At 36.4% G+C, this 24,395-nt stretch carries 24 protein-coding genes; 11 read left to right on the top strand and 13 right to left on the bottom strand.

All coding sequences use genetic code 11. The features are described 5' to 3' along the window. Window positions 1-42: 42 nt before the first annotated feature. The 4 genes from AC0L3Q_RS17015 to AC0L3Q_RS17030 all read left to right on the top strand — a co-directional run bounded on the left by AC0L3Q_RS17015 (window position 43) and on the right by AC0L3Q_RS17030 (window position 5,530). Window positions 43-564: a DUF349 domain-containing protein gene (locus tag AC0L3Q_RS17015; RefSeq protein WP_473281267.1), complete on the top strand. Its 522-nt coding sequence runs from the start codon at window positions 43-45 to the stop codon at window positions 562-564. 8 nt (window positions 565-572) lie between these two features. Beyond that, a complete protein-coding gene (locus AC0L3Q_RS17020; RefSeq protein WP_473281268.1) occupies window positions 573-1,259 on the top strand; it encodes a DUF349 domain-containing protein in 687 nt (228 codons plus the stop codon). Window position 1,260: 1 nt separating this feature from the next. After that, the gene (locus AC0L3Q_RS17025) at window positions 1,261-1,887 is read left to right on the top strand and encodes a methyltransferase domain-containing protein (protein ID WP_473281270.1); all 627 of its coding nucleotides are present in this window, start codon (window positions 1,261-1,263) and stop codon (window positions 1,885-1,887) included. Between the two features lie 205 nt (window positions 1,888-2,092). Continuing rightward, window positions 2,093-5,530, top strand: a complete 3,438-nt coding sequence (locus AC0L3Q_RS17030) for a starch-binding protein (RefSeq protein WP_473281272.1) — start codon at window positions 2,093-2,095, stop codon at window positions 5,528-5,530. A gap of 89 nt (window positions 5,531-5,619) precedes the next feature. On the opposite strand, the gene mazG is transcribed toward AC0L3Q_RS17030, so the two are convergent. The 9 genes from mazG to ruvX all read right to left on the bottom strand — a co-directional run bounded on the left by mazG (window position 5,620) and on the right by ruvX (window position 14,941). After that, the gene (gene mazG, locus AC0L3Q_RS17035; RefSeq protein WP_473281274.1) at window positions 5,620-6,393 is read right to left on the bottom strand and encodes a nucleoside triphosphate pyrophosphohydrolase; all 774 of its coding nucleotides are present in this window, start codon (window positions 6,391-6,393) and stop codon (window positions 5,620-5,622) included. Between the two features lie 8 nt (window positions 6,394-6,401). Continuing rightward, a complete protein-coding gene (locus AC0L3Q_RS17040; protein ID WP_473281276.1) occupies window positions 6,402-7,346 on the bottom strand; it encodes an NAD(P)H-dependent flavin oxidoreductase in 945 nt (314 codons plus the stop codon). A 79-nt stretch (window positions 7,347-7,425) separates the two neighbouring features. Next, window positions 7,426-8,613, bottom strand: a complete 1,188-nt coding sequence (gene mnmA, locus AC0L3Q_RS17045) for a tRNA 2-thiouridine(34) synthase MnmA (RefSeq protein WP_473281278.1) — start codon at window positions 8,611-8,613, stop codon at window positions 7,426-7,428. Window positions 8,614-8,753: 140 nt separating this feature from the next. Beyond that, a complete protein-coding gene (locus AC0L3Q_RS17050) occupies window positions 8,754-9,437 on the bottom strand; it encodes a toxin-antitoxin system YwqK family antitoxin (RefSeq protein WP_473281280.1) in 684 nt (227 codons plus the stop codon). Between the two features lie 144 nt (window positions 9,438-9,581). Continuing rightward, the gene (yidC, locus tag AC0L3Q_RS17055; protein ID WP_473281281.1) at window positions 9,582-11,480 is read right to left on the bottom strand and encodes a membrane protein insertase YidC; all 1,899 of its coding nucleotides are present in this window, start codon (window positions 11,478-11,480) and stop codon (window positions 9,582-9,584) included. A 98-nt stretch (window positions 11,481-11,578) separates the two neighbouring features. After that, entirely contained in the window at window positions 11,579-13,219 is a 1,641-nt protein-coding gene (locus tag AC0L3Q_RS17060; RefSeq protein WP_473281283.1) for a CTP synthase, read from the bottom strand. A gap of 200 nt (window positions 13,220-13,419) precedes the next feature. Further along, on the bottom strand, window positions 13,420-13,842 hold the full coding sequence (locus AC0L3Q_RS17065; RefSeq protein WP_473281285.1) for a DUF5606 family protein: 423 nt from the start codon (window positions 13,840-13,842) through the stop codon (window positions 13,420-13,422). Window positions 13,843-13,917: 75 nt separating this feature from the next. Next, window positions 13,918-14,508, bottom strand: coding sequence for a peptide deformylase (def, locus tag AC0L3Q_RS17070; protein WP_473281286.1), 591 nt, complete (start codon window positions 14,506-14,508; stop codon window positions 13,918-13,920). A 22-nt stretch (window positions 14,509-14,530) separates the two neighbouring features. After that, window positions 14,531-14,941: a Holliday junction resolvase RuvX gene (gene ruvX, locus AC0L3Q_RS17075; RefSeq protein WP_073320382.1), complete on the bottom strand. Its 411-nt coding sequence runs from the start codon at window positions 14,939-14,941 to the stop codon at window positions 14,531-14,533. Window positions 14,942-15,063: 122 nt separating this feature from the next. Between ruvX and AC0L3Q_RS17080 the strand changes: the two genes are divergently transcribed. The 3 genes from AC0L3Q_RS17080 to AC0L3Q_RS17090 all read left to right on the top strand — a co-directional run bounded on the left by AC0L3Q_RS17080 (window position 15,064) and on the right by AC0L3Q_RS17090 (window position 17,901). Next, the gene (locus tag AC0L3Q_RS17080) at window positions 15,064-15,879 is read left to right on the top strand and encodes a 2,3,4,5-tetrahydropyridine-2,6-dicarboxylate N-succinyltransferase (RefSeq protein WP_473281288.1); all 816 of its coding nucleotides are present in this window, start codon (window positions 15,064-15,066) and stop codon (window positions 15,877-15,879) included. 69 nt (window positions 15,880-15,948) lie between these two features. Beyond that, window positions 15,949-17,028, top strand: a complete 1,080-nt coding sequence (locus AC0L3Q_RS17085) for a glycosyltransferase family 9 protein (RefSeq protein ID WP_473281290.1) — start codon at window positions 15,949-15,951, stop codon at window positions 17,026-17,028. A 105-nt stretch (window positions 17,029-17,133) separates the two neighbouring features. Continuing rightward, on the top strand, window positions 17,134-17,901 hold the full coding sequence (locus AC0L3Q_RS17090; protein WP_473281292.1) for a glycosyltransferase family 2 protein: 768 nt from the start codon (window positions 17,134-17,136) through the stop codon (window positions 17,899-17,901). On the opposite strand, the gene AC0L3Q_RS17095 is transcribed toward AC0L3Q_RS17090, so the two are convergent. The 4 genes from AC0L3Q_RS17095 to AC0L3Q_RS17110 are packed head-to-tail and all read right to left on the bottom strand — an operon-like array spanning window position 17,876 to window position 20,624. After that, window positions 17,876-18,673, bottom strand: coding sequence for a lipopolysaccharide kinase InaA family protein (locus AC0L3Q_RS17095; RefSeq protein ID WP_473281294.1), 798 nt, complete (start codon window positions 18,671-18,673; stop codon window positions 17,876-17,878). The genes AC0L3Q_RS17090 and AC0L3Q_RS17095 overlap by 26 nt on opposite strands. A 56-nt stretch (window positions 18,674-18,729) precedes the next feature. Next, entirely contained in the window at window positions 18,730-19,527 is a 798-nt protein-coding gene (locus AC0L3Q_RS17100; RefSeq protein WP_473281296.1) for a glycosyltransferase family 2 protein, read from the bottom strand. Further along, a complete protein-coding gene (locus AC0L3Q_RS17105; protein ID WP_473281298.1) occupies window positions 19,517-19,966 on the bottom strand; it encodes a glycosyltransferase in 450 nt (149 codons plus the stop codon). The genes AC0L3Q_RS17100 and AC0L3Q_RS17105 overlap by 11 nt, the downstream gene beginning before the upstream one ends. A gap of 4 nt (window positions 19,967-19,970) precedes the next feature. Continuing rightward, window positions 19,971-20,624, bottom strand: coding sequence for a glycosyltransferase (locus AC0L3Q_RS17110; RefSeq protein WP_473281300.1), 654 nt, complete (start codon window positions 20,622-20,624; stop codon window positions 19,971-19,973). Between the two features lie 70 nt (window positions 20,625-20,694). Here AC0L3Q_RS17110 and AC0L3Q_RS17115 point away from each other — a divergent pair, with 70 nt between their 5' ends. From AC0L3Q_RS17115 to AC0L3Q_RS17130, 4 genes are all read left to right on the top strand, one after another. Continuing rightward, a complete protein-coding gene (locus AC0L3Q_RS17115) occupies window positions 20,695-21,264 on the top strand; it encodes an L-threonylcarbamoyladenylate synthase (RefSeq protein ID WP_473281302.1) in 570 nt (189 codons plus the stop codon). An 8-nt stretch (window positions 21,265-21,272) separates the two neighbouring features. Beyond that, on the top strand, window positions 21,273-22,697 hold the full coding sequence (locus AC0L3Q_RS17120; protein ID WP_473281304.1) for a CCA tRNA nucleotidyltransferase: 1,425 nt from the start codon (window positions 21,273-21,275) through the stop codon (window positions 22,695-22,697). Window positions 22,698-22,749: 52 nt separating this feature from the next. Next, on the top strand, window positions 22,750-23,784 hold the full coding sequence (locus tag AC0L3Q_RS17125) for a COX15/CtaA family protein (RefSeq protein ID WP_473281306.1): 1,035 nt from the start codon (window positions 22,750-22,752) through the stop codon (window positions 23,782-23,784). Window positions 23,785-23,854: 70 nt separating this feature from the next. After that, the gene (locus tag AC0L3Q_RS17130; protein WP_473281307.1) at window positions 23,855-24,373 is read left to right on the top strand and encodes an IS1096 element passenger TnpR family protein; all 519 of its coding nucleotides are present in this window, start codon (window positions 23,855-23,857) and stop codon (window positions 24,371-24,373) included. Window positions 24,374-24,395 lie beyond the last annotated feature (22 nt).

Below are 24,395 nucleotides of genomic sequence, written 5' to 3' on the forward strand. Positions count from 1 at the left end.
ACCTATCACCACCATACCGAAAACTTTTATGATTTTCTGCATTTGAACCGAGAATTCAGAGACCTTGATTTTAAACATAACCTCGAACAAAAATTAAAGATTATTGAACGAGCCACAGAATTGGCTCAGGAAACCGATGTAAATAGGGCTTTTAGAGAACTGCAGCTGCTTCACAAAATGTGGAAAGAAGATCTTGGTCCAGTAGGTAAAGAATACAGAGAACCGATCTGGGAGAAGTTTAGTGGCCTTACCAAGCAAATTCATGAAAACCGTCAGCAATATTTTAAGGAACTAGATAAGGTATATGAAGTAAACCTTGAAAAGAAACAAGAAATTATCCAAAAAATCATTGCGGTAGGTTCCGATCACCCAAGGAATCATAGTGGATGGCAACAAAAGATAAAAGAGATTGAAGCTTTAAGGGAAGAATTTTTCAAGGCAGGAAAAGTTCCATCTGCGGTTAACGAACAAACTTGGAGCGAATTCAAAACTGCAGTAAGAGAGTTTAACCGAAACAAAAATGCCTTTTACAAGAGCTTGAAAAAGAGCAGTTCGAAAATCTAAATAAAAAGATGGAACTGATCAAAATTGCTGAAGATAATAAGGATAATGAAGATCTGAGTACTACCACTCCGTTGATGAAAAAAATTCAGGCGGATTGGAAAAAAATAGGTCATGTGCCGCGAAAAGATAGTGATCGCATATGGAAACGCTTTAAAGATGCTTGTAATGCTTATTTTGATCGTTTGCATGCCGAGCGAAATGAAGCTAACAAGGAAGAACTAGTCGCTCTAGAAAAGAAGCAAGCACATATTGAAGCTATCTCCTCGATTAAACTTGTTGGAGATCCTGAAGCAGACTTACAAACCATAAAAGACAATATTGCACAGTGGAAAACACTGGGTAGAGTACCATACAAACACAAGAACATAGAATCCGAATATAACAAAATATTAGACGGGCTTTTTGCGCAACTAAACTTGACACGTACCGAAACCGAACTCATTAAATACGAAAACAAACTTAATTCTTTATCCAATCAAAGTGATGATAGAGCACTACGTAATGAGCAAAACTTTATTCGTAAGAAAATTGATGATGTAAATGGTGAGATACGACAGCTAGAGAATAATCTTCAATTCTTTAAAAATGCAAAAGACGACAATCCTCTGGTTCAGGAAGTACAGAAAAACATTGCAAAACATCGTGAAAACTTAGAAGTGTGGAAAGCTAAATTGAAAAAGATCAAACAATTGTAGCATGCACTGTCCGCTTTGTCAATCACAAAGTCAACTTTTTTCTGAAACACACCAAAGAATATACTATCGCTGTACTGTATGTGATGGTATTTTTCTGGATCCTTCTTTCCTATTATCCGAAGAAAAAGAAAAAGAACGTTATCAATTGCACCAAAACGATGTCGATGACGAAGGGTACCAGGACTTTGTATCTCCGCTTGTCGATGCTGTTTTGAAAAATTTTGAGGCAGATGATTTGGGACTAGATTTTGGCTCTGGAACAAATTCAGTAATTACATCACTTCTAAGAAAGAAAGGATATAACATCGAGACTTATGATCCTTTTTTTGATCCAAACACCAACGCTTTAGAACACACCTATGATTATATCGTTTCCTGTGAGGTTATAGAGCACTTTTATCAACCATCAAAGGAATTTGCACGGTTATATTCCCTATTAAAGCCAGGAGGAATTTTATTTTGTAAAACCAATCTCTATTCCTCCTCTATAAATTTCGAATCCTGGTGGTATAAAAATGATGCTACACATGTGTTTTTTTATTCTGACAAAACAGTACAATGGATCAACAAACACTTTGATTATCAAGAACTAAAGATTCCCAAAGCATATTTCCGTCTAAAAAAATAACACTTCTTTTATTTTTTATACATGTAAAAAAACATGAAGTTTCTGTGATTTATCAACACGAAAACGTTTTCGCATACACGGCCATTCTAACAGCCCTAAGATTTTACCTAAATTGCTAAATCAATATTTATTGACAAGATTAATTACATAATTCACAATTATATGGTTAATTTTTTTACACACAATCAACACAAGAACAACACTAATGAAAAAGTTATTACTCAAAGCGACAGCTATACTTAGCTGTTGCACGGTTTATTTTGTTCCACTTATTACACAAGGACAAACAGATTTCAGAGAAGAAACCATTTACTTTTTGATGACTACCCGTTTTTTTGACGGCGATCAAAGTAACAATGCTCCTACCGAATGGTCTTCGTACAATCCCGATCCTACCATTAATCCTTCAATCACAGATCCCAACGATGTGACTTGGCGAGGAGATTTCAAAGGGTTGATTCAAAAACTGGATTATATCAAAGATCTTGGTTTTACCGCTATTTGGATTACCCCTATCGTTCATAACCGTAGTCCTCTGGATTATCATGGCTATCACGCCTGGGATTTTACCAAAGTAGATCCCAGATTAGAATCTCCCGGTGCCACTTTTCAGGATTTGATCAATGAGATCCATGCCAGGGATATGAAAATCGTTTTGGATGTTGTTACCAACCATGCAGGAAGGTTTGGAATCAAAGATGTGGCGGAAATTAAATACAATACAGATCCCGATGCAAGCTGGTATGCTCCAGATAATCCCAATTGGGAATATGATGGACTAACTCCTAATCCCGAAGATGGATTGATATGGAGTAGAGCCAATCTGGCCAAAATGCCTCCACCGTATAACCAAAATCTAGCAGCATTTAATTTCCCTAGTAAAGAAAACTATGTAGACACTTCTGATCCTGATTGGTACCACCATTCGGGAAATGGTTTTGCACAAGGATTTGATGATATAGAAAATCTATATAACAGAGCATTGGCAGGTGATACGCCCGATTTAAACACAGGTAGTCAAGCGGTTCGAGACTACCTAGTAAATGCCTATGCAACTTTTATTAACATGGGTGTAGACGCATTTCGATGGGATACTATAAAACACATGAGCAGAGAGGATGTCATCTATTTCTATGACGCTTTTAAAGCAATCAACCCAGACCTTTTCATTTTTGGTGAGGTAGCCCAAAAAAGACATGAGTTACACCCTGTTGAGGAGATCAACCCACACTATTATACCTGGAGAGGAGCCGTAAACAACTCTGCGCCTCTTGATATGGCTGTTCTTGATTTTTATGGAGAAGCTACTTTTCATGGTACTTTTGAAGAAGGTCAATCCTTCCCTACGGTAAAAGCGGCAGCTAGATATGACCATCTTTATAGCGACCCTTCGACATTAGTAACCTGGCTAGACAATCATGATTTTGGACCTAATAATGATTGGAACAGACGTTATGGAGGTAGTGATGAAAACCTTGCAGCCTGTATGAATTTTATGTTTACCTGGAGAGGTATTCCATCGGTATATTATGGTACCGAAATGAGATTTAAAGCAGGAGAATTTGCAGATATTCATGATGCTTCAGGAATACAACGATCTATTAATGAAACGGGTAGAGCCTACTATGGAGATGCTATTGATCAAGCCTCTAGTCATACCATCTATCAACATATCAAAAAGCTAAATGCTATCCGTAAAGCAGTTCCTGCTTTGCAAAAAGGTGCATGGAGCTGGAAAAACGCCCCAGGAAATGCAGTAGCCTACAGAAGAGTATATCAAAATAGTGAAGTTGCTGTCGGACTTGCCAAAGACGGTGGTGCTTCTTTTTCAATTTCAGGAATGACAAACGGAATTTATAGAGATGCCGTTACAGGTCGGGAAATTGCCGCTTCTAACGGAACGCTAAATTTTTCGGTTACTTCGGGATCTGCCGGGATATATGTGCTCAATGGTCCAGGATTAATTGGAAGTTGTGGTGGTGGTTTTTTTGAAAATTGTGTTAATGGTCCCTCGAATCCAATAGCAGTAGTGAATCCAAACATAAGTCGTTCTGAGGATCCAATAGAGATCTCTATGGAAGGGCTTGGCGGAGCTGGTGGACCTTACGATATCTTTTATACTACCGATGGCAGCAATCCAAATGCATCTAGTACACGATATGCAGGACGCTTTACTATAACCGAATCTACAACCATTAAGGCAGTCGTATTTGACACCAACGGTACTGCTTCCGATATTATTACCAAAAACTATACGATTGGCCCCATCGAAGGTCTTCATATTTATTTTAAAAAGCCAGCGAGTTGGTCCCAGGTAAATGTGCATTATTGGAATGAATCTCCCGATGTACTCCCTCCTAGTAACTGGCCAGGACCTATAATGACACAAGTAGGCAATTCGGAATGGTATGAATACATTTTTGAAGGTGTCAATAGTACTAATTTGTTGTTTAGTGATAACGCCAGTAATAAAACCCCAGATCTTTCTAGAGATAGAGACGGTTGGTATGATAACGGAACATGGTACGACACCCAACCAGGCGGGAATACAAATACCCCTCCTACTTTGGCTATGTCTCCAGAAGGAGGATCTTTTGTTGAAGGCGAAAATATAACCATAACGCTTACTGCAGGCGATAACAACCCTAGTGGTGTTACTATTTACTACACCACTAACGGTGACGAACCGTCAACTTCTTCCAATGTATACTCGTCTGCTATTACTCTGAATCAAAATACGACCTTAAAAGCAATTGCATACGATAGCGAAGGTCTATCGTCTTCTGTAGTTGAAAATACTTTTACCTTTCAACCAAGCTCAGGTGGTATGACGATCTACTATAAAGGCAATCTTAATACTCCCGAAATATATTTTTGGAATACTAGTCCGGCAGATATTTCTACAAGCTGGCCAGGAGAATCAATGCAAGATATTGGGAACGGTTGGTTTAGTTATACCTTAGCCAATGTAAGTTGTACCAATTTGATTTTTAGCGATAATGGAAGTAATCAAACCACTGATCAAAATCGATGCGGAAACGGTTGGTATTTTAATGGTGTATGGTATGACTCTAACCCCGAAGAGGGGGGCAATGATCTGACTGTATACTTTAAATCTGACACTTTTAGTAACCCATCTATTTATTACTGGAATACTACGCCATCTGCACTCACCACTTCCTGGCCGGGAGAGCTCATGATAGAAGATACCGAAGGGTGGTACAGATATACATTTACAAACACCAACTGTGCAAATATGATTTTCAGTAATAATGGAGCCTCGCAAACAGGAGATCTCAATCGTTGTACAGATGGATGGTATTATAATGGTGTTTGGCATGATACAAAACCTAGTACCAGCAAAGCAGATGAAACTAGTTTTTTAACCACCACCTTCAATATCAATCCTAATCCCGTTACTGCTAATTCAACGCTATCATGGTACACCAAAACCGAAAAAAGTATGATCACTATAGAGCTTATTAATTTGTATGGTGCTTCAGAAGTAATTTTCGATGCGGTAGTAAAACAAGGTAAACATAGTATTGATTTGGGCAGTAATCAAATACGTTCTTCAGGAATTTATCTTTGTAAGATTACCATTGATGGTCGTACACAAATCAAAAAGATTTTCAAACCGTAATCCTTAACATGCCCCCTTTATATATGAAGTTCCCCATCGTTACTATATGATATCGATGGGGAACTATTTTATTTGTAGTCTATATAAATTTATAATTTCTTGGCTTCCTCCCAATACACGTCCATTTCTGATAATGTCATATCCTTAAGGCTTTTATTGAGTTCTTTAGCCTTTTGCTCAAGGTATTGAAATCGTTTTATGAATTTTTTATTCGTACGCTCTAGTGCATCCTCGGGGTTAATATTCAAAAACCTGGCGTAATTCACCATAGAAAACATTACGTCTCCAAATTCTGATTCCATTTTTTCGGCATCTCCAACTTTTATTTCATGCTGTAGTTCTTCTAACTCTTCTTTCAACTTATCAAACACTTGATGCGGTTCTTCCCAATCAAACCCTACTCCTGCGACTTTATCTTGAATCCTACTGGCCTTTACTACTGCTGGTAATGATTTAGGCACCCCTTCTAGCACGCTCTTTTTGCCTTCTTTGAGCTTTAAGTTTTCCCAATTTCGTTTCACATCTTCTTCATCATTCACTTCAACATCACCATAAATATGTGGATGTCTGTTGATCAATTTTTCACAAATTTCATTGGCAACATCGGCAATATCAAAATCTTGTGTTTCACTTCCTATTTTTGCATAAAAAACAATATGGAGTAACAGATCACCAAGCTCTTTTTTTACTTCTTCAAGATCATTATCCAATATAGCATCCCCTAGCTCATACGTTTCTTCTATCGTAAGATGCCGTAATGATTGTAGCGTTTGTTTTTTATCCCAGGGGCATTGCTCCCTAAGCTCATCCATTATGGTTAATAACCTATCAAATGCTTGTAATTGATCCTTTCTAGAGTTCATAAGAGTTGTTAGATAGCGAGTTGATCCATTTTGTTTTTGGTATTCTTGAATTCAGATATCATATCCTGAATAATCTCTGCTGCAGGTTTGATATCATGTATCAATCCTGAAACTTGTCCTATTTCGAGCTCTCCTTCTTCAAGATCTCCCTCGAACATACCGCGTTTTGCTCTGGCTCTACCCAATAAGTTTTTTAAGTCTTCTACAGAAGGGCCTTTGGTATACAACTCGGCAACATCCTGATAAAACTTATTCTTAAGCATTCGCACGGGTGCCAATTCTTTTAATGTAAGCTGTGTATCTCCTTCTTTGGCATCTACCACCATTTTTTTGAAATCCATATGAGAAGAGGCTTCATCACTAGCAACAAAACGACTTCCTACCTGCACTCCATTAGCTCCCAAAGCCATAACCGCATACATTGCAGCCCCCGTGGCAATACCCCCAGCTGCAATTAGGGGAATATGTATTTTTTCTTTTACCATTGGGATTAAAGCTAATGTAGTAGTTTCATCTCTACCATTATGCCCTCCAGCTTCGAAACCTTCGGCCACGATAGCATCTACTCCGGCATCCTGAGCTTTTAGGGCAAATTTAAGGCTACTCACCACATGAACCACAGTGATCCCCTGATCCTTAAGATGTTTGGTATAGGTTTTTGGGTTTCCGGCAGAAGTAAATACAATCTTCACCCCTTCCTCTATAATGATCTGTATAATTTCTTCAAGATTGGGATACAACATCGGAACATTTACTCCAAAAGGTTTGCTTGTAGCTTCTTTGCATTTTTGGATGTGTTCTCTTAAAACATCTGGGTACATCGACCCTGCTCCAATAAGCCCTAATCCTCCAGTATTACTTACTGCGCTAGCCAGTCTCCATCCGCTCGCCCAGATCATTCCTCCTTGTACTATTGGATATTCAATATTAAATAGTGATTTGATGGTATTCATACATTAATATTTAAAAACCCCAAAGGTATTTAAATCCTTTGGGGTCTCATATAGCTTTATGATTTTTTATGAACTGTGATTACGAAATCACTCCAGAACCTACTAACTCGTCCTCGAGGTACCAAGCTACAAACTGTCCTTCTGCGATAGCACTTTGGGCATTTTCAAAAACCACATACATTCCTGAATCTACCTGATGCAATCGAGCTTTCTCTAAAGGCTGCCTGTAACGTATACGTGCCACTACTTCCATCTCTTCATCTACTTCCAATGAAAGATCTTCTCGCACCCAATGCAATTCTTCGTTTGAGACAAACAATGCTTTTCTGTAAAGCCCAGGATGATCTTTCCCCTGCCCCGTATAAATCACATTGGTATCTACATCGGTTTCAATTACAAAAAGTGGTTCTGGTGTACCTCCAACAGCTAACCCTTTACGTTGTCCTTTTGTAAAGTAATGAGCTCCCTGATGTTTTCCTACCACCTTTCCTTCAGTAGTTTCGTATTTATACTTGGTTGACAAAAACTCTAACTCTTCTACTTTAGAATTGAATTGAGGTATTGTTTTCACATACTTATCCTCTTTTGAAGAAATCTCTATGATATCTCCTTGTTTAGGTTGTAGTTTCTGCTGAAGAAACTCTGGTAACCGTACCTTACCAATAAAACACAACCCTTGCGAATCTTTTTTCTCTGCTGTTACCAGATCTTGCGCTGCTGCAATTTCTCGTACTTCGGGCTTTAATAATTCTCCTACAGGAAACAATGTTTTGGACAACTGCTCTTGAGACAACTGACATAAAAAATAAGATTGATCCTTATTAGGGTCTTTTCCTGCCAGTAAGCGATGAACTTCTTTCCCATCTTGTAGGATGGTTTCTTTACGACAATAATGACCTGTTGCCACATAATCCGCACCAAGAGATAGGGCTATTTTTAAGAAAACATCAAACTTAATCTCTCGATTACATAAAACATCCGGATTAGGCGTACGCCCTCTCTCGTATTCGTTAAACATGTAATCCACAATCCTTTCCTTATACTGCTCACTTAGGTCTACCGTTTGGAAAGGAATTCCTAATTTCTCTGCTACTAATAGTGCATCATTACTATCATCTAGCCACGGGCACTCATCAGAGATAGTCACAGAATCATCGTGCCAGTTTTTCATAAACAGACCAATCACCTCGTATCCTTGCTCTTTAAGCAAGTACGCCGCTACACTGGAATCAACTCCTCCCGAAAGGCCTACGATTACTCTCTTCATTTAAAAAACTCTTTGATTTTACGCTATAAAATCGATTTGTTAACTTTTTATACTGCAAAAATACTAAATAAAAAAAGCAATACAGAAGTATCACTTTTTGGTTTTATCTATAGGTGTATATTATAAATCAATACTAGAAATCAACCTCCGTTTTGTAGTGGAAACTTTTTCTGTTCTGTCAATTTCCCGTCGGTATAATATTTCCAGATCCCATCTTTACGATCTCTTTTATAATTTCCTTCGATAATCAAGTTACCATCAGTATCATAATATTTGGTCAACCCATGTAATTGATCATTTTCGTAAGTAAACTCTTTAAGCATTAATCCTTTTTCAGAATAAATTAATCGTTTACCATTTCGTTTCCCGAGGGTATAAGTTGTTTTTTCGGTGAGCTTACCATTGGTGAAATAGGTAAGTTGCTCCCCATCCAATTTTCCCTCTTTGTATTCTTCGGTCATCATGATTTTATCAGATCCGTTATGGTAATACTTCCATTGTCCTACCCGATCTTTTGCTATCATATTCCCTTCACTAATGACCTTTCCTTTTTGGCTATAGTACTTAACCAAAACAGTATCATTATTTTTTGAAAATGTCTTTATGGCTGTTGGTTTATTTCCTCCAGAAGGTTTGTAGAATTTGAACTCTCCTATTTCTTTGCCATGTTCAAAAGTACCTTCGTACCGGATCTGATCACTATTGTCGTATCGCTTTCGCCATTTTCCATGTCTTTTACCATCAGCATCAAGCTGATTATATTCCTGCCCACTTACAGTAATACAGACAAAAGCACAAATACAAAATAAAAACGCATTTCGCATAACTAACTAATTTGGGACTTTATTTCAACGAATGTAATTTCCAAAAAGTATACCAATCTTTGACTTTTTAAATGTATAAAATATTTCAAAATATAAAAAAGCTCCTTAAAAAAAGGAGCTTTCTTTATTATCATCAGTAAGAAACTACTTTTTCTTAGTTTTTTGTTGTTGCTTTTGTTGCTGTTCTGCCTGCTCCATTAATTCTTTCATCTTCTTCTGGAACCTACCTTGTTTCTTAGGTTTCTTCTTATTCTCCTGAATTTTGGCGTGTATTTTATCTTCATCAATAATTACATTTTTGATCACTAGCATAATCCCAATAGTAATCAAGTTTGAAACAAAATAGTAAAGGGATAATCCACTCGCATAATTATTAAAGAAAAATAACATCATCAGTGGAGATAGATACATGATAAACTTCATATTAGGCATCCCTGGCTGTTGCGTTTGCATAGTTTGCCCTGTAGTCATCATCATATAAATAAATATCGCTATCGAAGCCAATATTGGGAATAAACTAATGTGATCTCCGTAGAACGGAATTTCGAAAGGTAAACTTGCTATCGTATCATAACTCGATAAATCATCCGCCCACAAAAAGCTCTTTTGTCTCAATTCAAAAGCACTTGGGAAGAAGTTGAATAATGCATAGAACACAGGAATTTGCATTAAAGCTGGTAAACAACCACTCATAGGATTCACCCCTGCTTTGCTGTACAACGCCATAGTTTCCTGCTGTTTTTTCATGGCATTATCCTTATGTTTTTCGTTGATCTCTGTAATCTCCGGACGTAGGACCTTCATTTTTGCCTGAGACAAATACGATTTGTATGTTACCGGAGAAAGAAGAATACGTACGATGATAGTCAAAGCTATGATAGCTAAACCAGGTGCTAAGAAACTTCTTAAAATATCAAAAAATGGAATAAATAAGTACTTATTGATCACTCCAAAAATTCCCCATCCAAGAGGTACGACCTCATCCAAGTTTCTTTTGTAATCATTCAGGATTCTATAATCTGTTGGCCCGTAGTACCAATCCATTGCATAATTTAGTTCTCCTCCCTGAAGTTCCAATGGCATGGTAGCCGAAAACTCTTTGGTTACTTTAATCTCTTTATCTGCCAAATCACTAGCATTAGCGATATTTTTCGAAGTAAAAGAAGCTTTCTTAAATGGAGTATCTGTAAGTAAAATTGAAGTAAAGAAATGTTGTTTGAAAGCAACCCAAGACACATTCTCTTCTTCGTCATCTGTAAATTCTCCCTGACCTAAATAATCGTCTTTATCTCCATCATATTCGTATACGATTTCGGTATATCTATTCTCATACGCAGCACTTTTGGCATGACGCATTCCTTGTAGTTTCCAATCCATATTGATGGACTGACTACTATTGAAAACCTGTTGTAATCCTTGAGATCTAATGGTAAAATCAACCATATACTCATTAGGTTTAAGCTCATATCGGTATTCCAGATACTTTGAATCTGAAACTTTAAGTCTCATAGACAACACAGTATTGTCGCCATTTTTGGTTACCGTTGGCTCAAAAAACAGATCTTTTGTATTTAAGATTCTATTATCGGTAGTTCCAAAATTAAGATTGAAAGAGGCGTTCTTACCATCTTTGATTAAATATACAGGAACCGAATCATAAGTTTTGAAGTTTTTTAGAAGTGCTTCAGAAATATATCCTCCTCTATTATTCACTTTGAGCAGTAATACATCATTTTCGATTGTAGTACTATGATCTTTTGCCGAAGGAAGACTCGCAGAATATGCAAAAGCTCCTAATTGTCCTTTTGCTTGTTCTAAAGCTACCGAATCCTGAGGATTTACGGTGATTGCTTCACTTTGAGTAACAAAATCGGTGGTTTTATCTGGTGTTTGTTGTTGCTGTGCCTCAACTTGCTCTTGTTTTGCTTTTTCTGCCTCAATTTCTTCTGGAGTCGGCTGATTTAGATAAAACATCCAAATGATGATTCCAAAAATAAGTGCAAATCCAATAATCGAATTAAGGTCAAATTTCTTTTCTTCCATGTATGATATGTATAACTCCCTTTATGCTGAAAAAAAACAGAAAAGGACTGACTTTACAATTTTATGTTACTTTCTATTGTCAATTACCTCGCCAATTCCTAACCCTGTGACACTTTGGCACTTTTATCACTTTTGGAGTATGTCACAGCTGCTTTTACAAAAGCAATAAAAAGTGGATGTGGGTTGGCCACCGTACTTTTATACTCGGGGTGATACTGCACCCCAACAAACCAAGGGTGTTCAGGTATTTCTATAATCTCTACAAGACCAGTTTTAGGATTTACTCCAGTAGTTTTTAACCCAGCATTTTCCAGTTGCTCTTTGTAATTATTATTGTACTCATAACGATGACGGTGACGTTCTTTGATAGCCGTTTCTCCATAGGCTTCAAAAACCTTACTATCTTCCATTAATTCACAATCCCAGGCTCCTAAACGCATTGTTCCTCCCATATCGGTAATGCTTTTCTGCTCCTCCATCAAATCGATAACCGGGTGTTCTGTGTTTTCATCTACCTCTGAAGAACTAGCATCTTTTAGCCCTAATACATTTCTAGAATATTCAATTACTGCCATTTGCATTCCTAAACAGATTCCAAAAAACGGCAATCCATTTTCTCTGGCAAATTGAACGGCTTTGATTTTACCTTCAGTACCGCGTTCTCCAAAACCTGGGGCTACCAAAATACCATCCAAATGAGCTATTTTTTCTTTGATAGTGGCATCATCTATATATTCCGAATGTATACTTTCTACATTGACCTTTACCTCATTTTCCGCTCCTGCATGAATGAAGGCTTCTAGAATCGACTTATAAGAATCCTGCAATTCTACATACTTACCAATTAATCCGATGGTGATTTCACATTTTGGATTTTTATGTCGTGCTAAAAACTTATTCCAATTTTCGAGATCAGGCGTATTGTCTTCTCGTAAAACCAATTGCTTAAGCACTACAGAATCCAATCCCTCCTCTAGCATTAGATTAGGAACATCATAAATAGTTGAAGCATCTATAGATTGAATTACCGCTTCCTGCTTTACATTACAAAACAGTGCTAGTTTTCTTCTAAGATCATCAGATAATTCGTGTTCTGTACGGCAAACCAAAACGTCTGCTTTTATACCACTTTCCATTAAGGTTTTTACGCTATGTTGGGTGGGCTTGGTTTTCAACTCCCCAGCTGCTGATAAATATGGAATTAAGGTTAAGTGAATAACAATGGCGTTGGTATCTCCCAACTCCCATTTTAACTGACGCACTGCTTCGATATAAGGTAAGGACTCAATATCACCTACCGTACCTCCTATTTCGGTAATTACAATATCGTAATCTCCGCTTTTTCCTAAAATCTGAATTCTTTCTTTAATCTCATTAGTAATATGAGGAACAACCTGTACCGTTTTTCCTAAAAACTCTCCTCTTCGTTCTTTCTCAATTACGCTTTGATAGATTCTACCAGTAGTCACATTATTAGCTTGAGAGGTAGCTCTATTCAAAAAACGCTCATAGTGTCCTAAATCAAGATCCGTTTCGGCTCCATCATCAGTTACATAGCATTCTCCATGTTCGTAAGGGTTAAGGGTTCCTGGATCCACATTAATATAAGGATCTAATTTTTGTATAGTAACCCTGTAACCTCTTGCTTGAAGTAATTTTGCCAATGAGGCAGCAATGATTCCTTTTCCTAAAGAAGAGGAAACACCCCCGGTTACGAAAACATATTTGGTATTAGCCATGTAAACTAAAAATTTATTTGTTGTGCCTAAAATTTTGCGCAAAAATACAAAGAAGTCCCGAAAAGCTACATCGAAAATGAAGCAATATTTAGGAACTTATTCATAATCCATTAACAACCCAAAAAAGAAAAAAGTAATTACAAAAAATAAATCCCGTTTTTCAACGGGACTTAAATGTCTATAATTATTTCGCTTTTCAGTTACTCTTCTTCTGCAGTAGCCTTATCTTCTTCAGCTTCAGAGAAATCTGTTATCCCTTTAGATTGGAGAATATTGTACCACTGTATCACTTTCTTCATATCACTAACATATACCCTATCCTCATCGTAATCTGGTAATACCTCAGAAAAATATGCTTCTAATTTGTTTTTGGACTCTTTATGACTGATCGCTTGCTCTCCATTTTCTTTTTCCTGAATCTTCAGAAAAATTTCGCGTAGTGGCACTTCTTCATTAAATGTGTAAATCGCAATTTCACTTAGCACGCTAACATTATGTCTGATGCTTACCGACAGTCTTTTCCCATCAAGTAAAGATTCTGCCAAAAAACCAGTTCTTGTTTGTGCTTTTAATTCGTACAATCCTGGTTTCCCTGAAATTGCTAATATTTTATCTAAACCCATAAATTTTATCTTCAAAGTTGGCAAATATCTGTAGTTCGTTTTAAATAATCAAACATTACCAAGTATAAAAATTAGTTATCTTCCTTTTTTCGCTAGAGGAAAACGCATGCGGTAATCAGCATTTACTTTTCCTTTAGATATATTTGATAATTTTCCTTTAATCAAACGCTTTTTTAAGCTGGATAGTTTATCCGTAAACAAAATCCCTTCAATATGATCATATTCGTGTTGAATCACTCTTGCTGCCAATCCTCCATAAGTCTCGGTATGCTCCTTAAAATTCTCGTCAAAATATTTGATCACGATTGTCTCATTGCGAAATACATCTTCACGTATATCAGGAATACTTAAGCAGCCTTCTGTAAATGCCCATTCATCATCTTTTTCTTCGAGAATAGTTGCATTAATAAATACTTTCTTGAAATCTTTTAGCAGATTTGCTTCTTCTTCAGACAATTCTTCATCTTCGGAAAATGGCTCGGCATCTACAATAAATATTCTGATGGGTAGTCCAATCTGCGGAGCTGCCAACCCCACTCCATGTGCATTATACATGGTCTCAAACATATTTTCAATAAGCTTATCAAGCTCCGGATAGTCTTTATCAATCTCTTTTGCCTTTTTCTTCAATACCGGATCTCCGTACGCTACAATTGGATAAATCATATGATTCTTGTTAATGTTATAATTATCGATTATACAAATAATCCTGCAGTATAATCGTTGCGCTGATTTGATCTACCAGAGCCTTGTTTCTTCGTTTCTTTTTTGATATTCCACTTTCGATCATGGTGTTAAAAGCAATTTTTGAAGTAAAACGTTCATCAATTCTTTTTACCGGGATATCCGAAAATTTCTGATTAAGCTTCTTCAAGAAAGGAGTAATTAACTTTTCACTCTCTGAAGGTTCTCCATGCAGTCTTTTAGGTTCTCCTACCACAAAAAGCTCTACTTCTTCATCTCCCATATACTCTTCTAACCAAGACAGCAAATCTTTTGTATCTACTGTGGTAAGTCCAGAAGCGATAATCTGAGATTCGTCGGTTACTGCAATCCCACATCGTTTCGCTCCATAATCAATTGCTAATATCCTTGCCATATTTTTTTTGCAAAAGTATGATTTTATTATAAAAAGTCCTTATTTATTAATGGTTTCCTAAAATATGGTTTATCCGTATTTTTTTCGATATAAGCTGTTATATTTACCAAAATTTTTGATCGATGAACCAACTAAAAGAAACTATAGAAAAAGCATGGGATAACAGAGAGCTTTTAAAAGAAGCTGCCACCCAAGATGCCATAAGGCAAGTTGTTAATTTACTAGATGCAGGAGAGCTAAGAGTAGCCGAGCCTATCGAAGGAGGTTGGCAAGTAAATGAATGGGTAAAAAAAGGAGTTGTTTTATATTTCCCTATTCAAAAAATGGAAACGCTTGAGGCTGGAATTTTTGAATATCATGACAAAATACCTCTTAAAAAAGGGTATGAAGCGAAAGGCATTCGTGTAGTTCCTAATGCTGTTGCTCGCCACGGAGCTTATATCTCACCAGGAACCATCTTGATGCCTAGTTATGTAAACATTGGAGCTTATGTTGACGAAGGCACTATGGTAGACACCTGGGCAACGGTAGGAAGTTGTGCTCAAATTGGAAAAAATGTTCACCTTAGTGGTGGTGTTGGTATCGGAGGTGTATTAGAACCTTTACAAGCCGCTCCCGTTATTATTGAAGACAATGCATTTATAGGTTCTCGTTGCATCGTGGTAGAAGGAGTTCGAGTAGAAAAAGAAGCAGTACTTGGTGCTAATGTTGTACTTACAGCCTCTACCAAAATTATTGACGTTACTGGTGATACTCCAGTAGAGCGAAAAGGAGTGGTTCCTTCTGGATCAGTAGTAATTCCAGGAAGCTATACCAAAAAATTTGCTGCTGGAGAATATAATGTACCTTGTGCATTAATTATTGGAAAACGTAAAGAAAGTACCGATAAGAAAACTTCTTTAAACGATGCTCTTCGTGAATACGATGTTGCAGTATAAGAGGTTAGCTATATAAAAAATTGAGCTTGTCTCTGGTTTGACAAGCTCAACTATTTTGATCAATCATATATGAAAATTCTTGTTGTTCAACAGAAAATGATAGGTGATGTTCTCACGAGCACAGTAATTTGTGAGAGCCTTAAAAAAGAGTATCCTGATAGTACTGTTGACTACCTGGTCTATTCTAATGCCAAACCAGTTATCAAGAATAATCCCTTTTTTGATAACATTATTGAATTCAAGCAAGAATACAGGGATAGCAAGAAAGCATTATATCGCTTTTTGAAGCAAGTCAGAAGAGAAAAATACGATATGGTTATCGATGCATTTGGCAAACTAGAAAGCAACCTGATCGCATTATTCTCCGGGGCTCCAAAAAGAATCTCCTTTTACAAGTGGTACACGCAACTTCTATACACACAAGTTATCCATAGAAAATCCAAGCCACTTACCAATGCCAGCACCGCTATCGAAAATAGATTACGGTTGGTCATTCCCGAACATCGGATTGCTACTGAAATATTAAAACCTAAAATCTTTCTTGACAAAGAAGAGATAGCAACTGCCAAAGAATTTTTGGCTTCTAATGGTATCAATTGCAATGACCCATTGATCATGATCAGTGTTTTGGGTAGTGAAGAAAGAAAAACACTACCGCCAAAATACATGGCCAAAATAATAGATGAAGTTGCAGGGATCACAGAAGCAAATATTCTTTTTAACTATATCCCTAGTCAGGAAAAAGAGGCCAAAGCGATATACGACCTCACATTACCGAGAACACAACAACGTATTCATTTTAATGTATATGCAAAAAGTTTACGAGGTTTTATTGCTATATTATTTCATTGTAATGCTCTGATAGGAAATGAAGGAGGTGCTGTAAACATGGCTAAAGCACTTGATGTCCCAACCTTCACTATTTTTTCGCCTTGGATCGTAAAGAAAGATTGGAATATGTTTGAGGATGGTGTTGAACATGATTCGATACACCTTGTAGATGTCAGACCTGATTTGTTCACCCAACCACCAAACAAAGCTCTTAAAGACAGAGCTATAGAATTGTATCAACATTTTTCTTCTGAATCTATCATACCGAAGCTGAAAAATTATTTAGTCCAACTTTTCAACAATGACGAATTCAGTTAGCAAAAAAAAATAGAAATCAAATTTTGATCTTTCTAGTAATAGCTGGGAACAACAGTATAATTTAGTTATTTTTAGAGACCAAATTTAACACACAGAACATCAACTATGATAAAACTCTCTGGAGTCATCATCACCTTTAATGAGGAAAGAAAAATCGAGGCTTGTCTAGCATCACTTAAAAATGTTGTAGACGAAATTATCGTGGTAGATTCTTTCTCTACAGATCGCACCGAAGAGATTTGTCTTAGTTATGGTGCAACCTTTATAAAACAAGAATTCTTAGGATATAAAGACCAAAAGAACTTTGCTGTTGCTCAAGCTACTTACGATCATATCATTTCTTTGGATGGTGACGAAGCACTTTCGCCCGAACTTCAAGAATCAATCTTAGCTCTGAAATCAAATTGGACCAAGGATGGTTATTACATGAATCGATTCAATAATTATTGTGGACAATGGATTAATCATTCTGATTGGTATCCAGACAAAAAGCTAAGAGCATTTATTAGAGGTAAGGGAGAATGGACAGGTAATAGAATTCATGAAAAGTTTAAACTATACAACAATAAAGCTAGTGGAAAACTAAAGGGTGATATCCTACACTGGAATTATCCCACTTACAGTGCCCACAATTTACAGATTGAAAAGTTTTCTTCTATTTCTGCACAATCCTACTATGAGTTAGGGAAAAAAGCTACCTTATGGAACATTCTCTTTAATCCTACTTGGGCGTTTTTTAAAGCGTATTTCTTAAGATTAGGATTCCTAGATGGTGTAAACGGATTTATTATCTGTGCTCAAACCGCTAATCTTACATTTCTAAAGTATATCAAACTGCGAGAAATTATCAAATCGGAGAATCGGAAGTCATAGTTTTATACTTTTTCTTCCAAAAGAAAATTCTTTTTTTCATTCTTATTTTACGATAATATCGATGCTGAAATTCACGTGTGGACTCCCACATCAAATCGAATATCTCTTTTTCATCCTCCCCTGTACATTTCGCATATTCATTACTCATTATCTCCACCATAAATTTATGGATAGTCAGTTTAGAAAAATTCTTTATCCGAGTTTCAAAATCCATTTCACCAAACTCCATACGATTTAGATCTACTAAAAAGAATTCATATCCACTCTTATTTGTTTGTATCAGTGTATTTCCCGGAGAATGATCCAAAAAGTTGACTCCATTTACATGAAGTTGATGAGTAAACCTGGTAAAGGCTCTTAATATCTCTTCATGATTTTCTATATCAAAATCCGTGGTCAACTCTCTGTAGGTGAGTTCACAATCCACCAACTCGCTAATGTAGTAGCTTCTTTTAAACAACAAAGGAGTCGTTTGTATTTCGTAAGCCACTGGAAACGGAGTATTAATTCCTAAATCCAATAATTTATTAGCATATTCATAAGATCGTTCTGCCTTAGATTTTCTTAAAAACTTATAAGCGATCTGGTTAAAAACATTAGGAATTTTAAATGCTTTTACAGTGTGTCGTTTTCCATCGACAGTTACAATTTTAATGATATTTCTTTCTGCTGCACCAAGAACGTCAGTGTAACTATCAAAATTGATTATAGTATCCTTTATCTTTTCAGTTAATGATTTATAGGTGTCGTGTATAATAAATCGTTTGTTCATTTTCTTTTACTATCAAAACAAAGCCAGGCACAAAACCCAACTATATCTTATCATTTTTATTCTTTCAGGTACTTATCAATCCCATCCTCGCACCAAGTCATTTTGTTCTCTTGGGAGAGTTTTTGGATTTCGTCATTTTCCTCTAGCTTATCTCTGGACTTTTCCTGATGCCAAATATGAAAAACAATACCTCTGTATCTTAATCTTCTTCCTTCTGCTCCGTTATTCAATACGCGCACAATAAGTTCACTATCCTCTCTCCCCCATCCTTCTATAGATTCGTTATAGCCATTCACCTTAATAATATCTTCTTTCCAAAATGAAATATTACAACCTCTTATCTTTTTGGATAATTGGGCATTTGATGTAAAGAAATGACTTAACAAAGGAATTCGTAAAGCCCTCGTTCTTTTTTTAATTCCTTTTGAAAACAAATGAAATCCAATTTTTCGCTTTTGAAACAACTCCTTGAGAAAACTTTGTTGAATATTTACTCTGGAACCATACAAAAACATCCCTTTTTTTGCGAACGCCAAATGATCTTCAATAAAATTTCTTTGCATGATGCAGTCTCCATCTACCTCGATCAAATAATCTGCCTCCGCGCTTGCAATGGCCTTATTTAATATTTTGCCTTTTCTAAATCCCAAATCCTCATGCCAGATATGTTTTACCGGCACTTGAATTTGATCTTTGAACTGATCTACAACCTTTTTTGTTGCCTCACCTGATCCATCATCCGCAATCAAAATCTCGTCTGGCAGTACACTTTGATTCACTACGCTTTTTAAAACAAGAGATAGTGCTTCAGGCCATTTGTAGGTAGATATAATTAAAGCTGATCTAATATTCATGCATAACTTCTTTATAGATATTGAAGGTATTCTCTCCTAATTTTTTGGTAGTAAAAGTCTTTAAAAAACTATCATATGCCAAGGTTGCAAAGGACTTTCTTTTTTCTGGATCATTCAACAAAATTTCTACTTTTTCTGCCAAAGTCTCGGGATCACCTACTTTGGCAATATACCCACTATGGCCATCTGTAATTGCTTCAGACACTACACCTACATCTGTAGAAACCACAGGAGTTCTTTTATATAAGGCCTCTAGAACAGTAGTAGGTCCTCCTTCTCTCTCAGACGTCATAAGATATACATCAAACTGAGGCAAATAGGCAGAGGCATCTTTTCTAAACCCTATAAAAGTAATATAAGACGCTAAACCTAAGGACGAGATTTGATCTTTTAATTCTTGAGTACGCTTAGACGATTCTCCCATTTGTACAAGATGCACATCTTTATTCTTTTTTATTCACCAAATTGTCAAGTGTATGGATCAGCGTCTTTAAATCTTTGGCTTTGGTATGATTTGCAATATTTCCAATAATCTTGGTATGCTCAGGTAGGGATAACTCCTCTCTTAGACTTATCACTTCTTTTTTTGTTGTTGCATCCACTGCAACACCATCATGAACAACGCATAATTTGTGGTGATGCTTAGCATATAGTACAGTTGCAAAATGATCTTTCACTTTTTCCGAAACACACAGAACTTTATCAATATTCTTATAATTGTATTTCAGCTTACTCAAAAAACTTACTTTTCTACTTATCCCTTTTTTCGAAAAAACGACTTTAACATTTAGTTTTTCGTACAAGTCGGTCAATACATAACCTGTTACAGAATCACTGGTATGCAGATGCAACAAATCAATTTCTTTTTCCTTAACAACAGCACTCAATTGCTTTCTATACGCTTTCTTACGAGATTTCACATAAGGTATTGCAATCACTTGCACTGGCAGTTTTGTTGCTGCTTCTTCCAACACCGTTCCCTCATAACAGAAAAGAAATTGAGAAACACCATATTGCTGTAATGCTTCTGTAAGATATATCAGTTGTTGCTCATTTCCTCCCCAACTGCGGGCTCCGGATATATGTAAAACCTTCATAAATTAAGATACGGATACATTGACAAATATATAGTAATTTTGAGGCATCCAAAAAATAAAAAATTAACCCATGGCGGATCAAAATATAGAAATCAACAATACAATTTCAGTTTTAAAAAAAGGAGGTATCATTCTCTACCCAACAGATACCGTTTGGGGTATTGGTTGTGATGCTACAAACGCAGAAGCTATCGATAAAATCTTTGCACTCAAAAAACGAGCAGAAAGCAAATCTATGATCTGTTTGGTAAGTGATTTTAAAATGCTACAACAATATGTAGAAGAGGTGCCCGAAGTGGCTTATGACATCTTAAAACACGCTTCAAAACCCACTACAATTGTTTATGACCGGCCTCTTCGAGTAGCAGAAAATATTATCGCCGAAGATAATACACTAGCTATTCGCGTTGCAAGAGATCCTTTTTGCGGAAAGTTGATTCGCAAATTCAAAAGACCTATTGTATCTACCTCTGCTAATATTAGTGGATCTCCAACTCCAAAAAACTTTAAAGAAATTGACAAAGCTATTTTGGAAGGCGTAGACTATGTCGTAAATTTGCCCTTACAAAAAAAGGGAGTAAAACCTTCTTCGATTATTAAAATCGGAAACGACAGTACTGTAAAAATTATCAGGAAGTAAATTGATTCATGTCTGAAGATAAAACGTTTAATCAAGCCTTACAAAACCCCATTTTTAAGACCATAGCCAAGGCTGCTGGTAATCTTAAACTCGATTGTTATGTAATTGGTGGGTTTGTAAGAGATTATATCCTCAAAAGAGGTAATCCAAAGGATATCGATATTGTTGCCGTAGGAAGTGGTATACAATTGGCTCAGGAAGTATCTCGACTTTTACCTAACCAACCCAAAGTACAGGTTTTTAAAACCTATGGTACGGCAATGCTCAAAACAGAGGACCTAGAGGTAGAGTTCGTTGGTGCTCGTAAGGAATCTTATGCAGCCCATAGTCGAAATCCTATAGTAGAAAATGGGTCTCTCGAAGATGACCAAAACCGTCGGGACTTTACTATTAATGCGCTGGCCATTTCACTTTCTGAAGCAAATTTTGGAAAGCTCCTTGATCCTTTTAATGGGATTGAAGATCTAAGTTCCAAAATCATTCGTACGCCTTTGGATCCAGATATCACTTATTCTGATGATCCTTTACGAATGATGAGGGCAATTCGTTTTGCTTCTCAATTACATTTCAAAATAGAAGAGCAATCTCTAGACGCCATTACACGAAATAAGGAACGAATCAAAATAATTACCAAAGAACGCATCGTTGAAGAAATCAATAAGATTTTATTAAGTGATCGTCCTTCTGTAGGGTTCAAATTACTTGAAAAGACAGGGCTTCTACAATACATTTTACCCGAATTAATCGCATTAAAAGGTATTGATGAGATCGAAGGACAACGACATAAAGATAATTTCTTCCATACTTTGGAAGTGGTAGACAACATCGCCGAAAATACGGATGACCTTTGGTTACGATGGGCAGCTTTACTGCACGATATCGGAAAAGCTCCTACCAAAAAGTTTAGCAAAAAAGTAGGTTGGACATTTCATGGACACGAATTTGTTGGATCCAAAATGGTATTTAAACTTTTCAAAAGATTGAAAATGCCTTTGAATGAAAAAATGAAATTCGTTCAAAAAATGGTGCTAATGAGCTCCCGACCTATTGTTATTGCTTCAGATGTCACTGACTCTGCGGTAAGAAGACTAGTTTTTGATGCAGGAGACCATATTGAAGAGTTAATGACACTTTGCGAAGCTGACATCACTACCAAGAATCCAAAGCGATTTAAAAAATACCACAATAATTTCAAGATTGTTCGACAAAAAATGGTGGAAGTCGAAGAACGAGATCATGTTAGAAATTTTCAACCTCCGGTAACAGGAGAAGAAATCATGAAAACTTTTAATATTAAACCCTCTCGAGAAATTGGTATCATAAAAGAAGCTATCAAAGAAGCTATTCTGGAAGGTGAAATCCCCAATGAACATGAAGCTGCTTATCAGTTTATGCTTAGAAAAGGTGAAGAACTAGGATTAGAAAGCAACTAGAATCAGTTGTACATAAAAAAGGAGTCGCAAAATGCGATTATAGACTTAGACTATGAAGAAATATTTTAGACCTCTAGTAGTAACATCAATTATTTTTATATACTTAATCATTATTGCAGGTGCTGTAGTACGTATGACAGGATCTGGAATGGGATGTCCAGACTGGCCAAAGTGTTTTGGATATTACATCCCTCCTACCGAAGAAGCACAAATACAGTGGCAACCCAATCATGAGTATCAAAAAGGATTCATCGTGATTGTAGCTGATGAACTGCGTATCGCTCCAAAGGATTTCACTTCGGGGCAGATTTTTGAGGAAAACAATTGGGAGCGATATACTAAACATGATTATGCAAAATTTAATGTTTTGCATACCTGGATAGAGTATATCAATAGATTAGCATCTGTATTATCTGGAATCCCAATTTTATTGATGTTTTTTGTTTCTTTTACCTTCTGGAAAAAAAACAAACAGATTCCAATACTGGCTTTTATCATTATCATAGCTATGGGGTTTCAGGCATGGTTGGGCAAAGTCGTAGTAGATTCGAATTTATTACCGCTTAGAATAACGATTCATATGATAATGGCATTTGTGATCCTTGCTATTCTTATTGTCCTGTTGTACCAAATTAGACCCAAAAATCTAGCTATTACCTTTTCTCCTACCTTCAAAATTGTTTTATCAGTGTCCGTATTGCTTACCCTAATCCAGGTAGCTCTAGGAACGCAAGTTCGACAACATATCGACGAACAAATAAAATTGGTGGGAGAAGCTCAAAAATCACAATGGTTGAATCCACCCACAGTTATGTTTTATGTACACCGATCTTTTTCCATATTGGTTGTATTGATAAACACTTGGTTGTTCCTTCAGTATAAAAAGCTTAACCTGGATATCACCAAAATGATTTGGGTACTGATTTTTATAGGACTGGAAGCATTTACAGGAATTTTAATGTACTACTTTGATTTTCCATTCTTATCACAACCCATACATTTGGTATTAGCCTCCTTACTGTTTGGAGTGCAATTTTTTATTCTTTTAGAAGTTTTCAAATCAAAACCTATTGTTGAAAAGCAGTAAAAACTACATTGTCAAAATCCAAAATTTGTCGCAAACTTGTTTGTATCTTTGCAAACCTAATTAGTCAATAATGATTTATCGTTTTAGAGTTATATTAGACACCGAAGAGGATGTTTTTAGAGATATTGAAATTGAGCAAGATGCCACCTTAGAGCAATTTCATAATACGATTACGCAGTCTTTTGGTTTTGATGGCACCGAAATGGCTTCTTTTTATATTAGTGATGAGCAGTGGAATCAGGGAGAAGAAATCTCGTTGTTTGATATGAGTGATGGTACGCAGCCAATCCGATTAATGAATGAAACCACTTTGATCGATGTGGTGCATGAAGCATCTCCAAAACTGATCTATATCTATGATTTTTTAAGCATGTGGACGTTCCTCGTAGAACTTGCTGAAATAGCTGAGTATGAAAGTGGAAGAGAATATCCTAATATCATGTTTGTACATGGTCAAATTCCAGACCAAGCTCCTGATAAAGAATTTACTGCTGATGATTCGGATATGCTAGACGATGATGATCGAGAAGATAGTTTTCTAGATCTAGACGACTATGATGAACTTGGTTTTGACGAACATTGGAATTAGAATTACTCAACCCTGAAAAGAA

The sequence above is a fragment of the Aquimarina sp. KJ22-3 genome (assembly GCF_055808215.1).

Bases quoted from the DNA above. Each gene is read 5' to 3' on its own strand.
- AC0L3Q_RS17025 (WP_473281270.1), top strand. From the start codon at position 1,261: ATGCACTGTCCGCTTTGTCAATCACAAAGTCAACTTTTTTCTGAAACA.
- AC0L3Q_RS17095 (WP_473281294.1), bottom strand. From the start codon at position 18,673: ATGAACAAACGATTTATTATACACGACACCTATAAATCATTAACTGAA.
- AC0L3Q_RS17130 (WP_473281307.1), top strand. From the start codon at position 23,855: ATGATTTATCGTTTTAGAGTTATATTAGACACCGAAGAGGATGTTTTT.
- yidC (WP_473281281.1), bottom strand. From the start codon at position 11,480: ATGGAAGAAAAGAAATTTGACCTTAATTCGATTATTGGATTTGCACTT.
- AC0L3Q_RS17125 (WP_473281306.1), top strand. From the start codon at position 22,750: ATGAAGAAATATTTTAGACCTCTAGTAGTAACATCAATTATTTTTATA.
- AC0L3Q_RS17120 (WP_473281304.1), top strand. From the start codon at position 21,273: ATGTCTGAAGATAAAACGTTTAATCAAGCCTTACAAAACCCCATTTTT.
- AC0L3Q_RS17050 (WP_473281280.1), bottom strand. From the start codon at position 9,437: ATGCGAAATGCGTTTTTATTTTGTATTTGTGCTTTTGTCTGTATTACT.
- AC0L3Q_RS17110 (WP_473281300.1), bottom strand. From the start codon at position 20,624: ATGAAGGTTTTACATATATCCGGAGCCCGCAGTTGGGGAGGAAATGAG.
- AC0L3Q_RS17100 (WP_473281296.1), bottom strand. From the start codon at position 19,527: ATGAATATTAGATCAGCTTTAATTATATCTACCTACAAATGGCCTGAA.
- AC0L3Q_RS17060 (WP_473281283.1), bottom strand. From the start codon at position 13,219: ATGGCTAATACCAAATATGTTTTCGTAACCGGGGGTGTTTCCTCTTCT.
- AC0L3Q_RS17030 (WP_473281272.1), top strand. From the start codon at position 2,093: ATGAAAAAGTTATTACTCAAAGCGACAGCTATACTTAGCTGTTGCACG.
- AC0L3Q_RS17115 (WP_473281302.1), top strand. From the start codon at position 20,695: ATGGCGGATCAAAATATAGAAATCAACAATACAATTTCAGTTTTAAAA.
- AC0L3Q_RS17065 (WP_473281285.1), bottom strand. From the start codon at position 13,842: ATGGGTTTAGATAAAATATTAGCAATTTCAGGGAAACCAGGATTGTAC.
- mnmA (WP_473281278.1), bottom strand. From the start codon at position 8,613: ATGAAGAGAGTAATCGTAGGCCTTTCGGGAGGAGTTGATTCCAGTGTA.
- ruvX (WP_073320382.1), bottom strand. From the start codon at position 14,941: ATGGCAAGGATATTAGCAATTGATTATGGAGCGAAACGATGTGGGATT.
- AC0L3Q_RS17040 (WP_473281276.1), bottom strand. From the start codon at position 7,346: ATGAATACCATCAAATCACTATTTAATATTGAATATCCAATAGTACAA.
- AC0L3Q_RS17090 (WP_473281292.1), top strand. From the start codon at position 17,134: ATGATAAAACTCTCTGGAGTCATCATCACCTTTAATGAGGAAAGAAAA.
- AC0L3Q_RS17020 (WP_473281268.1), top strand. From the start codon at position 573: ATGGAACTGATCAAAATTGCTGAAGATAATAAGGATAATGAAGATCTG.
- AC0L3Q_RS17085 (WP_473281290.1), top strand. From the start codon at position 15,949: ATGAAAATTCTTGTTGTTCAACAGAAAATGATAGGTGATGTTCTCACG.
- AC0L3Q_RS17080 (WP_473281288.1), top strand. From the start codon at position 15,064: ATGAACCAACTAAAAGAAACTATAGAAAAAGCATGGGATAACAGAGAG.
- def (WP_473281286.1), bottom strand. From the start codon at position 14,508: ATGATTTATCCAATTGTAGCGTACGGAGATCCGGTATTGAAGAAAAAG.
- mazG (WP_473281274.1), bottom strand. From the start codon at position 6,393: ATGAACTCTAGAAAGGATCAATTACAAGCATTTGATAGGTTATTAACC.